15 protein-coding genes are annotated in these 13,104 nt (G+C 62.5%); 6 read left to right on the plus strand and 9 right to left on the minus strand.

Features of this window, described 5'->3' with window-relative positions:
* Positions 1-257, minus strand: a 257-nt coding sequence (locus tag JOZ00_RS03785) for a nitroreductase/quinone reductase family protein (RefSeq protein ID WP_293339830.1), incomplete at its 3' end; no start/stop codon positions are given.
* 34 nt (positions 258-291) lie between these two features.
* On the minus strand, positions 292-774 hold the full coding sequence (locus tag JOZ00_RS03790; protein ID WP_293339833.1) for a DUF1772 domain-containing protein: 483 nt from the start codon (positions 772-774) through the stop codon (positions 292-294).
* A 106-nt stretch (positions 775-880) separates the two neighbouring features.
* Between JOZ00_RS03790 and JOZ00_RS03795 the strand changes: the two genes are divergently transcribed.
* The 3 genes from JOZ00_RS03795 (at position 881) to JOZ00_RS03805 (ending at position 2,812) form a co-directional block, all read left to right on the plus strand.
* Positions 881-1,459 carry a TetR/AcrR family transcriptional regulator gene (locus tag JOZ00_RS03795; RefSeq protein WP_293339836.1) on the plus strand — a complete coding sequence of 193 codons (579 nt, stop codon included), beginning with the start codon at positions 881-883 and terminating at the stop codon, positions 1,457-1,459.
* Positions 1,460-1,764: 305 nt separating this feature from the next.
* Positions 1,765-2,007: a hypothetical protein gene (locus JOZ00_RS03800; protein WP_293339839.1), complete on the plus strand. Its 243-nt coding sequence runs from the start codon at positions 1,765-1,767 to the stop codon at positions 2,005-2,007.
* 10 nt (positions 2,008-2,017) lie between these two features.
* Positions 2,018-2,812, plus strand: a complete 795-nt coding sequence (locus tag JOZ00_RS03805; RefSeq protein WP_293339841.1) for a GAP family protein — start codon at positions 2,018-2,020, stop codon at positions 2,810-2,812.
* Between the two features lie 210 nt (positions 2,813-3,022).
* Here the strand turns inward: JOZ00_RS03805 and JOZ00_RS03810 are convergent, their stop codons facing one another.
* From JOZ00_RS03810 to JOZ00_RS03820, 3 genes are all read right to left on the minus strand, one after another.
* Positions 3,023-4,369 carry a hypothetical protein gene (locus JOZ00_RS03810; RefSeq protein WP_293339844.1) on the minus strand — a complete coding sequence of 449 codons (1,347 nt, stop codon included), beginning with the start codon at positions 4,367-4,369 and terminating at the stop codon, positions 3,023-3,025.
* Between the two features lie 219 nt (positions 4,370-4,588).
* The gene (locus tag JOZ00_RS03815; protein ID WP_293339846.1) at positions 4,589-5,572 is read right to left on the minus strand and encodes a redoxin domain-containing protein; all 984 of its coding nucleotides are present in this window, start codon (positions 5,570-5,572) and stop codon (positions 4,589-4,591) included.
* A gap of 88 nt (positions 5,573-5,660) precedes the next feature.
* Positions 5,661-6,119, minus strand: a complete 459-nt coding sequence (locus tag JOZ00_RS03820) for a DUF1942 domain-containing protein (RefSeq protein ID WP_293339849.1) — start codon at positions 6,117-6,119, stop codon at positions 5,661-5,663.
* A gap of 266 nt (positions 6,120-6,385) precedes the next feature.
* On the opposite strand from JOZ00_RS03820, the gene JOZ00_RS03825 reads away from it, so the two are divergent.
* Complete coding sequence (locus JOZ00_RS03825; RefSeq protein WP_293339866.1) at positions 6,386-6,994, plus strand: hypothetical protein; 609 nt, start codon at positions 6,386-6,388, stop codon at positions 6,992-6,994.
* A 70-nt stretch (positions 6,995-7,064) separates the two neighbouring features.
* Positions 7,065-7,634: a dihydrofolate reductase family protein gene (locus JOZ00_RS03830; protein ID WP_293339851.1), complete on the plus strand. Its 570-nt coding sequence runs from the start codon at positions 7,065-7,067 to the stop codon at positions 7,632-7,634.
* A 195-nt stretch (positions 7,635-7,829) separates the two neighbouring features.
* Here JOZ00_RS03830 and JOZ00_RS03835 read toward each other — a convergent pair whose 3' ends face one another.
* Both JOZ00_RS03835 and JOZ00_RS03840 read right to left on the minus strand, forming a co-directional pair.
* Positions 7,830-8,657: a DUF1906 domain-containing protein gene (locus tag JOZ00_RS03835; RefSeq protein WP_293339854.1), complete on the minus strand. Its 828-nt coding sequence runs from the start codon at positions 8,655-8,657 to the stop codon at positions 7,830-7,832.
* Positions 8,658-8,813: 156 nt separating this feature from the next.
* The gene (locus tag JOZ00_RS03840) at positions 8,814-10,508 is read right to left on the minus strand and encodes a GMC family oxidoreductase N-terminal domain-containing protein (RefSeq protein WP_293339857.1); all 1,695 of its coding nucleotides are present in this window, start codon (positions 10,506-10,508) and stop codon (positions 8,814-8,816) included.
* Between the two features lie 292 nt (positions 10,509-10,800).
* Here JOZ00_RS03840 and JOZ00_RS03845 point away from each other — a divergent pair, with 292 nt between their 5' ends.
* Positions 10,801-11,043, plus strand: coding sequence for a hypothetical protein (locus JOZ00_RS03845; RefSeq protein ID WP_293339860.1), 243 nt, complete (start codon positions 10,801-10,803; stop codon positions 11,041-11,043).
* 428 nt (positions 11,044-11,471) lie between these two features.
* Here JOZ00_RS03845 and JOZ00_RS03850 read toward each other — a convergent pair whose 3' ends face one another.
* Positions 11,472-12,146, minus strand: coding sequence for a TetR/AcrR family transcriptional regulator (locus JOZ00_RS03850; RefSeq protein WP_293339869.1), 675 nt, complete (start codon positions 12,144-12,146; stop codon positions 11,472-11,474).
* Between the two features lie 23 nt (positions 12,147-12,169).
* Positions 12,170-13,104, minus strand: a 935-nt coding sequence (locus JOZ00_RS03855; protein WP_293339863.1) for an MMPL family transporter, incomplete at its 5' end; no start/stop codon positions are given.

Consider the following 13,104-nt stretch of genomic DNA (forward strand, 5'->3'; position numbering starts at 1 on the left):
GCGCCGTCGCCCAAGAAATTGCGCCACCAGCTCTTGGCCTCGGGCATGTTGGCGGCGATCTCGAGTTCGTCGCCAGTACGGCGATATGCGACGGGGGTGCTTATCGTGCGCCCGGACCGTCGGCCCGTGTAGGTGATGACCGCGACATTGCGGCCGACGATTCGGCCGAAGATCCGAGAGTTCGCCATCGCCGCGACCGGCACATTGAGCAGCGGAGCGGCACGCATGACAGCTCGGACGTAAGAGTTGAGGTTCATTTGTTCGGTTTCCTTTCTGGGGGATGGGCAGGGCTTAAACCAGCAGGGCCGCACACAGCGCGACGACCGCCATGCCTTGAATCAAGGCTCGCACGTTGATGATTCGGTCCCAATCCCGCTGGAGCGCACGCGCATTCGCGGGCGTATCACCGGCCGTGGCTGCCGCGGTGAGTTGCCGATTGATCGGCGCGCTGATCCGCAGGTAGAGGGCGAGCCAAATGAGCAGCAGCACAACCGCGGTCGCCCCGGCAATCGCCTGGGGCCATCGGCCCGCGGTGGCGGCCAATATGGCGCCTACCAGGGCGGCCGCGATCCCGATCATTCCGGGGGCCGGCATCCGCCGGTCACCGTAACGATGCACGTTGCCCATGGCCGCGACAAGCGCGCGATCATCGATCGCCGCCATAGCGGGCCGTTGCACGAGGGCGCAGAACACGTCGGTTCCGTAGATCACCGCGGTGCCCAGCAGCGCGATGACAATGAACAGTTTTGCCGCCTCGATCACGATGCTTGTCATCTCTATCTCTCCATTTCACCTGATGGGTAGGTGTTAGCAACGCTAACCCCTGAACACGAAGACGTCAATAGCATTGCTAGTCTTTCTATCGGTGCTACCATCGGGTATGGCCATCGAAGAACGACGCGCCAGGGAACGCGCAGCCCGGCACCGGTTGATCCTCGAGACTGCGCGCAAGCTGGCCGAGGCCGAGGGTTGGGACGCAGTCACCACGCGTCGCCTGTCGACGGAGATCGAATACAGCCAGCCCGTGCTCTATAAGCACTTCGCCAACATGGACGCCATCGCCGAGGCAGTCGCCCTCGACGGATTCGGTGAACTGGGGGAGGCGCTGCGCGTGGCGCGCGCCAGTGCGGACAGCACTGAGAATTCCTTGATCCCGATGGCGCGCGCATATCTGTCGTTCGCGCGTAACAACCCGGCTCTGTACGACGCGATGTTCATCCGCGCCACCGGATTGAATTTCGCCGCAGAGGACACGCCGGCGCCTCTGGTGGAAGCCTTCGGAGAATTGCGGGCCGCCGTCGCGGCGGTCTCAGGTGAGCGAGATGTGGACACTCTCACCGAGGTGCTGTGGGGGGCGCTGCACGGGCTGATCATGCTCGACCGCGGCGGGCGGCTACGTCCTCAATACGATGGCGAACGGGTCGAAATGCTTGCCGCGCAATTCTTGTTGAAGCCCTGACTCGGCACCTTTTGGAGCATTCCGTCAGCGATGCGCGGCGGCGCCGTTGGGCGACTTGATGTTTCCTTAACGAGTTACTCGCAAAACCCTCGAAGGGCCGCGTTGAGTGTGATAAATATTCGGGACGTTTCACTTTTCGAGCAGGAGACTACGGGGCTCTTCTCGATGTTGTAGTCAGTTGAGGTGATTGGGGGAGCCGATCACGAGCTGGGTGCTTGGCCAGGTCGCGCCGATGGGCGGATGCGCGAGTTTGGCAGCAGGCGTGCAGTTTTGGCTTATCTAGCGTTGGGGTCTGGAGGCTGTGCATGGAACCTGATGTCGTGGCGCCGCTGGTGGCTGTGGGCGCCGGTAAGACCAAGCGGCTGTCGTCTCTCGACCTGCTCGACGACGATGACTACAGCCAGTTGGACGAGTGGGGCAACCGAGCGGTACTGACGAAGCCGGCGGGCAATTTGAATCCAATCCAAAGTTGTTCGCAGCACAGACATGTGCGACGAAACGCCGACTCGCCGTCCGCAGAAGCCGACCGCCACGAACTGGCAGGGTAGGGGTCTGACCATGTGGATCTCCTTGCTGGGGCTGTCTTTTCTGATGGCGGTCCACCCCTTGCGTCTCGGGGTCACCCTTCTCGTGATCTCCCGGCCACGGCCTGTGCCAAACCTATTCTTCTACTGCGTCGGCGGCCTGATGGCGGGCTTTCCCGAACTGCTGGTTCCACTTTTGGTGCTGCACCGCACCCCTATTCTTCGATCTTTCGTGAAAGATTTGGCCAGCCCGGCCGTGCACTCCACCGTCCAGCACATCCAACTCGGTTTAGGTGTGCTCTCAGTGTCGATCGCCGCGATGATGGCAATTCGCTTTTCGGCGCCTCAGCGCGCGCAGGTGCCGGCACCGGGCGGTAACGGGTCGCAGTTAGTGCTGGAATCGAATACGCCGAACGCAGTCTCGCGGTTGCTGGGCCTCGGGCAGGGCGCACCGACGGAGGGAGAATCGACGATCCAGCGACTGCTCGGCCGCGCCCGCGACGGGTGGGAGACCGGAGCCTTGTGGGTGGCGTTCGTGATCGGCGCAGTGATGGGACCGTCACCCGACGTGGTTCTCACCGTGCTCGCTGTGGTCGTGCCCTCGGGAGCACCGATCGGGTCGCAGGTTTGCGCCGCCATCGTGTTCCTCGTTGGGATGCTTGGGGTTGTCGAGGTCATGCTTGTGAGCTATCTGATCACGCCGGCGAAAACCGAAGCGGCACTGAGACTGCTGCACGACTGGGCCATTGCTCAACGTCGGAAGATCATGGTAACCACCTTCGCGGTGATTGGCGTCTTGCTGGTGGCGACGGGCGTGGGCGCCGTCTGACCGACAACTGAAAGCCAGAAATCCGCAATGAAATTCGCGCTGGAGCTACGGCACTCGAGGTGATATCGAGCCTCCTGTCGTTGCAATCCGAGCCCGCGAGATTGCCGGCCGGATGACAACACCCGCCCGAGCTTCGCCAAGGCCGCAGATCTCGCCGAGAATTTCGCCGGCTGAGGCGGTTCGCCTAGTCGCTTCGGGCGGTTCACGGGACTAACGCAGCGATTCCAAAGGTATCGACGGGCTGATGAGCCGGAAACCCGACTTGCTGCGTTGCATGAACCGGCGCTCGAATGTGCCCTTGATCTGCATGCCGTCCAACTCGCCGGTCAGTACCAGGTGGTCCTTGTCCGGCTGGGTCGCGCGCAGCACGACCTGGGCCGAATCCGACTCGCGGTTGCGCAATTCGAGGCGATCCCCGTCGACCTTGAGCAACCACGTGGTGGTGTAACCCGCCGGCACCTGACTGACAAACCTCGTCACGCCGAGTTGGGGCACTTTGTTGCGGTCGGCGATCGCCACATTGGTCCACGGTTGCGGGCTCATCTGGTTGAGCGCCGCTTCACGCCCGTCGACGGTGAATGACGTTGCGCGCCAGACTCCGTCGAGAGTTGATGTGGGGGTGTGATAGACCATGTACGCCACGGCGTTTTGCACTACGGTGAAGGCCAGGAAGAACCCGGCGACGCCGAACTTGGCGACCACGCCCGTCCGCCGCAGCCAGGGTTTGCCTGCCCCCAGTGGCACCCAGGGCTCAACCGGGCGAGTCTCACCGCGGTTGAACACCACGCGCGTCAGGTTCGACCAATAATGCGAGGTGATACCGATTGCCACCAACAATAATTCGCCGACGGCCAGCTTCACCGCCACGTCGTAAGTCATGTTCAGCACGAACACCTGCGCCATGGCCATCGCGGACCCGAGCGCCCCGAGCAGTTGCGTACGGTTCCACAGCAGCAGCAGTCCCGAGACCACTTCAACCAGCCCGGTAGCCATCGAGTACGGCTCGGAGGCACCCATGAAGCCCCAGAGCGTCTCAAACAGGCTGGTATCGCCGACCAACTGGAGCTGATGATCCGGCCGCGTCATCAACGCCATTTGGACGGGAATCGCCTTGCCCAGCCCGTAGAGGATCATCACGACCGCTAGCCCGAAGCGCGCGAACACGATCAGCGAAGCGGCCAGACGCCGGTAGTCGGAACGTTGCCGATCCATGACTGTCCACGCCGCGGTGATCAACAGCGCAACCACAATCCAACCGAGCTGCAAACACCAGAGCCACAACAAGTCTGAGCCGGCCGACTTGGTGATCTCGACACCGCGACCTTGAGTCGGGTAGCTACCGATCTGCGCGAGTAGCCAGATCATGGGTTCGAGTGGGTGCGGACCCACAGCGTCTTTCACCACGCTGCCACCGATGACGCCGACGAAAAGCAGCCCACTTCCAATGGTGAAAAGCAGTCGGAAACCCAGCTTTTGGAGCGACGTCCACTGCGGGACGGCCTCGGTGGGTTCAGCTGTTTCCGCGGCCCGAACCGGCGAGTGCGCGGTGGTGGTCACGGCAGCTATATTAGGCCGCCTGCCTGCCGAATGTGGTGATACGCGAGGGTAATTCGTTCCGACCGTATCTATCGGGCGCGCCGGTTACGCCCGGCGAGTGCGATGGATTCAAGAGGCTGAGCCAGGAGGGACCCGGACCTGGTGGAATGGTCGTGAAATCGCCGCGGGTGCGACGGCACCATCGGCAACGCATTCAACTAGATCGGTCGACAGGGTCCCTCAGAGTGCCCGTAAGCCACGCAGGGTCCTGGTTATCAGTTCACGTCGGTCGTCGAGCGTCATCGAGTCACTGAGGGGAGCGTCCACCCGCAGATAACCCTGTGTCACCAGGTCGCCGACCAGAAACCGCGTTGCACCGAGCGGCAAGGACAGACCAGCGGCAATCTCTGCGACCGACGGGCTGTGAACGCACCAGGTCAGGATCTGCCCCCGCACATCATTTCTCGGCCAGCTCGGCTTCGCTGTGGTGTCGAGCGCTTCCACCCGAGCCTCGAGCGCCAGTTCGACACCGGAGTCGGTACGGCCTGCCGTCAGCGCGTATGGCCGAACCAGGCTCGTCTCGTCCACGGTCCCCGATTCTGTGAACCGGTCACCGATCGGCTCCGCCTCGCCCTCCGACCACTGATAAACAGCGGCGTGCTTGCCTCGGACAGGGGGCGAACCATGCAGCCCGTTGCGGTTCTTCAGGAACCACAACGTCTGGTCGGCGTGCACCGATGCGCGCATTTCGCTGGAGACGACCTTGAGTACGGTGCGGTCGGTGTCGATGACAAACGTGGTGCGTCTGACCGGGAGCAGGCGGGCCAGCAGTCCACGGCGCCGAGAGTGCCGGCCACGCCGGGCGGCCTCCCGAGCTATGACGGAACTGCGCAGCTTTGCGAGCCTGCCTCGGCGCACCCCGAACATTTCGGACACCACGCCGTCCGCGTCGGAAAGCAGGGGATAGTCGAACGACCGCTGTTGGGCGAAGTGGGCCTGCTTGTCGACGGTGTCGGTGCTGATGCCCACTCGCTGAGCGCCCACCGCGGCGAATTCGTCTCCGAGGTCCCGAAAGTGACAGGCCTGTGCCGTGCAAATTGGTGAGGACGCTAACGGGAAAAAGAACATCACAACCGGCCCTCCTGAAAGGAGGGACGACAGCGCCCGAGGCCGACCGGTGTGGTCGTACAAAGTGAAGTCGGGCGCAATTTCACCCGCGATCATCGACAAAGAGTATCGCGGCAAGGTCAACGCGACAGATGACTCGAAGAACTCCGCCAGCTGGCCAGGTAAGAGAGTCCGTGAAGGCGAGTTACTGGCCTTTCCAGACCACCTTGTCCGTGCCTCCGGCGTCCCGGTAGACGACGCTGTCGGGGTTCGTACCGCTGCGAACGTCGAAGTAAAGGCGCCCCGTAACAGGGGTTCCTAATGGGAGTGGTCCCTCAGGGAGGCCGTCGGGGTGGTTGCCCTTCATCACTGCGAACGTGGAGCTGTTGACGGCCCGAGCGTTGAAGTCGGCAATATTCGGAGTTGCGTTACCGCTTACACCTTGGGCCGTGACGTCCGAATACCACACGCCATCGTTGTGGCCGCTGGGCTGCAGGTTGCTCACGGTGTAGTCGATGGTGCCGCCATTACTGGAAATCTCCGTCATCTGGCCGAATTGCAGCACTGTCGGATCGGCGAATGCCGGTGTCGCCGCGAAGAGTCCGGCCGCCGCCAATACAGCTGTTGCTGCGGTTGCTTTCGATGCAATGTGTGAGAATGCCACGTCGGGCTCCTTTCGTGATGTGCCGGCTGTCCCGGAGCGGCACCTGAAAGTGGGGTTTATCCAAAGCTCGCTATTTCAAACCTGACGTTTGCTGACATAACGCTTGGCGATCCTGCGCGTCCATTCATTGAGAGCGCCGATGATCGTTAATCAGGTGCTCTGTTTCGGCGTTTATGGCCGCATCGTAAGGTCGATGGGAGCTACGAAGATCGCGGGGCCGTCAGCAGCAAATGACCACCACCACGGGGAGACGCGAGATGAAGCTCATGAGAACGATCGCATTCCGCCACGCAGCAGGCGTCGCCATGGCCGCCGCCGTACTGATCGCTGCGGGCTGCAGCAACGGCAAGAGCGAAGACGCGTCGCCACCGCCTCAGGTCGGGGCGAACGCCTCCTCCACGTCAAAGGCCCCAGCGCCCCCCACCGAGGTGAAGCTCATCGGGGAGAGCAACGTGGAGGTGACCCTGACCGGCCCGATCGCTGCAAAGTACTCGTCGGCAACCGACAGTCAGAAACAGGCTCTTGGAAAGCCACTGACGGGTGACCGCAACGCCGGGACACGGGATAGCGGCCTGGTCTTCCAGCAGTTCCAGGGCGGCGTGATCACCGCCAAGAACAACGAGGTCGGCACGCCCGCATATATCACCACGGGCAAGATCCGCGAGGCCTGGAATACCCCACGCGACCCGGACGGCACGCCTGCGGTCACCGGCACCAACGGTTCGGCAGGTCCGCTGGGCTTTCCCACCAGTGACGTGAACACCGTCGGCGATCTGCTCGTGTCGAACTTCGAGCACGGCAAGATCGAGTTCAACACGAAGACCGGCCAGGTCGAGGTGACGGTAAACGGCAAGGTCGTGCCATCCGGGCCATAACCCCGATGAGACGCCAAAGGTGCTGTGTGGCGTCGCGATGAGTTTCGCCCGCAGGTGCAGTCTGTTATGCGTGGGCAAACTCATTTATGGCTTCAACGTGTCGGTGGACGGATACATCGCCGACGCACAAGGCAACATCGACTGGGCCGAACCGAGTGAAGAACTGCACCAGTACTGGAACGACTTTGAGCGGGAGACCGCCCTGTCGTTCTACGGGCGGCGGCTTTACGAACTGATGTCCGCGTACTGGCCGACAGCTGACAAGGCCCCAGACGCCACCCCTTTGATCGTCGACTTCGCCCACATTTGGCGCGACATGCCAAAGGTCGTGTTCTCGCGCACCCTGGACTCCGTCGACTGGAACTCCCGCCTGGAACGCGGCGACCCGGTCGAGGTGGTAACGAAGCTGAAAGCCGAAACCGACGGCAGTCTGGAGGTGGCCGGCGCGACGCTGGCCGCGCCGATCGTGCAGGCCGGACTGGTGGACGAATACCGGATTGTGGTCGCGCCCACTGCTGTGGGCGGCGGCACCCCGTTCTTCCCAACACTGCCGTCATGGGTCTCGCTGCGACTGTTAGAGAACCGCACCTTCCCGGGCGGCACGGTCCTGCTGCGATACGAGGCCAAACGCGACAGATGACCCGCTACCACACATCATCCGAGCATCGTTGCACGACAGTAAGATTCGGTTCGGTAGTCGATGCGACAAACTCTAGTGCATCGAAATGCGCTTCAACACAAAAGTATTTGGCGATCCGCCGCGGCCCTCCTCAAGGGAGGCGACGCGATACACGCGGCAGTCGGTGTCGAGCACCGTGGCGGCCGGCAGCAGCACCTATCGCACATCGCCGCTCGGGCGACCTCCGTGGAGGTTCCACTGTCCGCAGTCGGGGGCCAAGGCGTCGTTGACGTCGACTTCGAGTCCGCCGACCTTCGGCCCGGGATTGGACGCGGTGCTCACGATGCGCTGGTAGAGAACAGCGGCGGGGTGGACCTGATTGCCGGACCAGGCTCGGGTTTGCCAGAGCCACCGGCGCCCAGGTGTGCTCGAAGACCCGATAACGCCATCGGCCGCGGCCCACTCGCACACCCTGACGCCTCCATAGACCCCAGTGCGCTGAACCCCGAGAACCGAGTTGATTCCGCGAAACCAGGGCAGCGCGGTGTGATTCCAGGTGTCGCGATTGATGTCGTCGTCGATGGTGAAGAAAATCGGCGCGCTCTGGCCGCCGCCTGCAGCGGTGTGCAAACCCCAGGCGGTGCGCGCGTCCGCGACGCCGCCCGCGTAGCCCCGCGTGAAGTCCGATGGTGCCGACCCACCCGGCTTGCCGTATTGATAGTTACTGACGATCGCCAAGCCCGCGGCTGTCAGTGAGTCGGCGTAGGACCGAGTGATCGGCTTGGCGCCAAACGATGAACCGGGACGCGACATCGAAACGTAGTTGACCACCCCGCTATAGCCGGCAGCGCGGATCTGCTGCGCCGGAATCTGATGTGCGGCAAAGTCGATCAGCTGAGGGGGAGCGGCGGCAGCCGCTGTCGGCATGCCGCAGGCTACCGATGTGGCACCCAGACCGGCTAACGCGGCGGCGTAGCGCAACGCGTCGCGCCGGGAAACCGTGCGCAATCGCACATCGCTGGCCGCCAAGGGCAAATTGTGCACGGCGCAAGGTTAAACATGTGACTGTTGTTACCGATAGACCTGCGCCAGCCGAAACGCGGTTGCATTCCCAAATCGATACCAAGTGGTGACCGTTCGGCTATAACCTCGGAAGCCGCGCGAAACAACCCGGCGCGCAAGCAGATTGATGTCTCGGCGTTAACCGACTTTCCCCACGATCGCCCGCGCTGCGCGTTCGGCGATGAGCATGGTCGGTGCATTGGTGTTGCCGGAAATGATGGTGGGCATAGCCGACGCATCGACCACTCGAAGGCCGGCGACGCGATACACGCGACAGTCGGTGTCGAGCACCGTGGCGGCCGACCGCGGCCGACCGTGTGCGTCAAAGGCTCCCATCGCGCAGGTGCCCACCGGGTGGAAAATGGTCGTACCGAGTTCACCGGCCGCCTTCTGCAGCTCGTCGTCGTTCACCACTTGTGGACCGGGAAGCAACTCTTGGGGGCGGTAGCGAGCGAGAGCTGGCGCCGCCATGATCTGCCGGGTCATTCGGAGGCCGGTTATGGCGATTCGACGATCAGCGTCAGTTGACAGGTAATTGCAGGAAATTTTCGGGTAAACCAGCGGATCTGCATTGGCCATGCGCACATGACCACGCGAGGTGGGTCGCAAATTGCAGACCGAGGGAGTGATCGCTCCGAAGGGGTGCAGGGGTTCGCCGAATTTCGGTAGAGACAAGGGCTGCACGTGCCATTCCAAATCGGCACTGCCTAGCGCGGGGTCGCTTTTGGCGAACGCCCCTAGGGTGGAAGGCGGCATGGTCATGGGCCCCGATCGCAACAGCAGGTACTGAAGTCCCATGCCCGCACGGCTGATCCAATTCCGGTAAAGCGTGTTGACGGTCGGGGCTCCCCGGACCCGATAGATCGTTCGAATTTGCAGGTGATCCTGGAGGTTTTCGCCGACTCCTGGCAGATCGACGGCCACCGGCACTTGATGCTGAGCGAGCAGGTCAGCCGGGCCCACACCCGAGACTTGCATCAGATGCGGCGAGCCAATAGCTCCGGCGCTCAGGATCACCTCCTGGCGGGCTCGGACATCCACGAGTTGACCATCTTTGAGCAGCCGCACCCCGGTGACGCGTTGTCGCGCCGTGGTCCAGGCACCGCGACGCTGATGCTCGTGGACCTGGTCGTCCATCAGAAGCCGCAAGACCTGCGCCTTTGTGTAGACGGTGAGATTGGGTCGGTGGGCGACGGGATGCAAGAAAGCATCGGCCATCGACCAGCGGCGGCCACGCCGTTGGTTGACATGAAAGTAGGCACTGCCGGCGTTGACGCCGCGGTTGAACTCATCGATCGGGGAGATGCCCATCTGGGCAGCGGCGGCCTGCCAGGCATTCAAGATCTTCCAGCTCACTCGCGGCCGCTCGACGCGGATTTCACCACCGACGCCGTGCCAGTCGTCGGCGCCGCCGAAGTAGTCTTCCAACTTTTTGTAGATCGCCAGCGTTTCGCCGGGAGAGTCCACGCCACCCCAACGCCATCGCTCGTCGCCGGTGGCCTGCGCCCACAGGTCGTAATCGCTGGCCTGTCCGCGCATGTGGATCATCGCGTTGATCGATGAGCAGCCGCCGATTACGCGGCCCCGCGCGTAGTGAATGCTGCGGCCGGCCAGGCCGGGGTCGGCTTCGGTCGTGAAGCACCAATCGGTGCGGGGGTTGGCAATTGTGTACAGATAGCCCACCGGCACCTTGATCCAGAACCAGTCATCTTTACCGCCGGCCTCGATCAGGAGCACACGGCGATCGGGGTCGGCGCTGAGGCGATTGGCGAGCAGGCAGCCTGCGCTGCCTGCTCCCACAACGATGAAGTCGAATTCGGCGACCGGGCTCATTCCGGTATCGGCCCTCCAGGCGTCGGATGCGTGTCTAGTGTGCGCGATGACCGCCTCATCCCGTCAGGGAATGAGCGGCCCCGAACTGAGACGACTATTGAGCAAGCACAGCGCTTTAGTCCCGACATCTGAAGAACGGTTTGACGCCGGAACACGACTGTGTGCTGCGACCGTTAAGGATCTTTACCGTAATCGTGATCTCGCACTCGTATCTTTGGATATACGAGAAGGCCCAAGCATTTCGACCTTCCGAATAGCGCCTACCGGCGTCCGCAAGCCTAGGGGGGCTGATATGACGACCGCAATCGCCGCGCACGACCTAGTCGCGAAAGCCGAAGCCGACGAGCATGACGATGTCCTTTTGGCGGTCGCAAAACTGAACGCAAGGGTGCTAGGGGACACCGTTCTCGTCGAATCGAAGCCGCGCTGGCGGCTCACGGAAGAAGAGATCGTCCGCGTGGCGATCACGGTAATTTTCGTGGAGCTTGTGGCGGTGATTGGTGTCGCCGCGGGCGCGATCTTAACGATGGGTTAGCAGCGAATAGGGCGCGGTCGAGCGAAACGATCTCAGCGCCATCCAGATGCGTGACCTACTCACCGTATTCAACCCGGTAGGGGAACCAGCAGTTCAAGCCGTTTCCCATACCGGTAACCCGCCATATTCGATTCCGCCGTATTGGGTGGTCGATGCCGGCCTGTAGGGAGGGCTACGCGGCCGCCGAGGCTCATGAGGTGGCGGCTGAAGTATCGATTCAACCGGCCCGTCGATGACTCCACCCAGGACGCGCCGGCCGAGGGAATGATTGGTCCCGACCAGACCCAGGCGTTTGACCAAGCACTGCGCTTTGTCTTCAGCATTTGAAAATTGTTGTGGCGCGATGAATATGGAGTAGTCCACTGATATCGGTGATATCAAGCCGGCCCGTCAGGCGGTGATGATCGGGTGTGCGCGGGGGTAACAAGTTACCGGCGATCGGGCCCCGCAGCACCGGAGGGGCAGGTGATCGCCGGCAGCACAAGCGTATTGATGACCTGCCGCACGAATTCGGCGTCGACGGTCAGTCCGCTCACGGCCCGTAGTAGGCCCATCGCCACGATCGCATCGGCGATTAGTAACCAATCACGGTCGCCCGGTATCTCGCCGCGGTCGGCAGCTTGGGCAAATATGGCCGACATCACGCGGCGACCTTTGAAGAGAATCAAATCGTCGAGCGCAGAAGCCAAATCGGGATCGTGAGCAGCCTCCAACCCGATGCGCAGGATCAGGTCATTGGAGATCAGGCCGTCGTCGTTGCGGGCTGCGCGCTCGACGACGACCTCGAAATCGCCCGATAGGGTGCCGGTATCGGGCGGGTCGTCGTCCAGCAGATCCGGTCGCCAATAGACCAACGCGTCGGTGATCAGCGCAGTCTTGGATGACCAGCGGCGATAGATGGCGGCTTTACCGACACCGGCCCGTGCGGCGATGTCGTTCATATTGGTGGCGTCGTAGCCGTGTTCGGCGAGGATTTCCAAGGCCGCGTTGAGGATCGCGGGATCACGTGATCGGTCCAGGCGCCCGTTGGTGCGTTGGCGCAGTTTGGACTCGGATTCGGCCGTTAACCCGGGTCGACCGGCCGTCGACGACGGTGTCGACAGCCGGGCAGACGTTGGGTTGGCACTCATGTGGTTGCGAGCCGCGGGATTGGCGCGGTGCTGTCGTCGGAATCCTGCCCAGTACGGGTCCTGTTCACGATGTTGAAGGTGTTCAGCGGCCACCAGAACCAGCGGCCCAGTGCCGCGGCGATCGATGGGGTCATGAACGCACGCACGATCAGCGTGTCGACGATGAGGCCGATGCCGATGGTCATACCGAGCTGGCCGATGACGCGTAGGTCGCTGACGATCATCGACATCATGGTGAAGGCGAACACCAGCCCGGCCGCGGTGACGACGCGTCCGGTTGCTCCCATGCCGCGGATGATACCGGTGTGCAGTCCGGCGTGTATCTCTTCTTTGAGGCGCGAGACCACGAGCAGGTTGTAGTCCGAGCCCACCGCCAGCAGGATCACCATGGATAGCGGGATCACGATCCATTGCACGCCCAAGCCGACGATGTCTTGCCACAGCAGCACCGACAGCCCGCATGCGGTGCCCAGCGATGCGGCCACGGTGCCGACGATCACTAGTGCGGCCACCAGACTGCGGGTGATCACCAACATGATCGCGAAGATCAGGATCATCGACGCGATGACAGCGATCATCAGGTCGGTCTTGACGCCGTCCTGCATATCGGCGTACATCGATGCGGTGCCGGCAAGGGAAACCTTCGCATTGGACAACGGGGTGTTCTTGACGGCGTCCGCAACGACACCTTTAAGGTCGCGGACGTGTGCGATGCCTTCGGTAGAGGCGGGGTCACCCTGATGGGTGATGATGAAACGGACAGCTTTACCGTCGGGCGAGACGAACATCTTGAGGCCACGTTTGAAATCAGGATTCTGGAACACATCCGGTGGCAGGTAGAAGAAGTCGTCGTTTTTGGCCTGGTCGAAGTATAGGCCAATCTCGGTGGCGCCTGTGGCCAGTTCCTGTTGCTGGGCCTGGGTGCCGGCTT

Source organism: Mycobacterium sp. (assembly GCF_019243155.1).
GTDB lineage: Bacteria > Actinomycetota > Actinomycetes > Mycobacteriales > Mycobacteriaceae > Mycobacterium.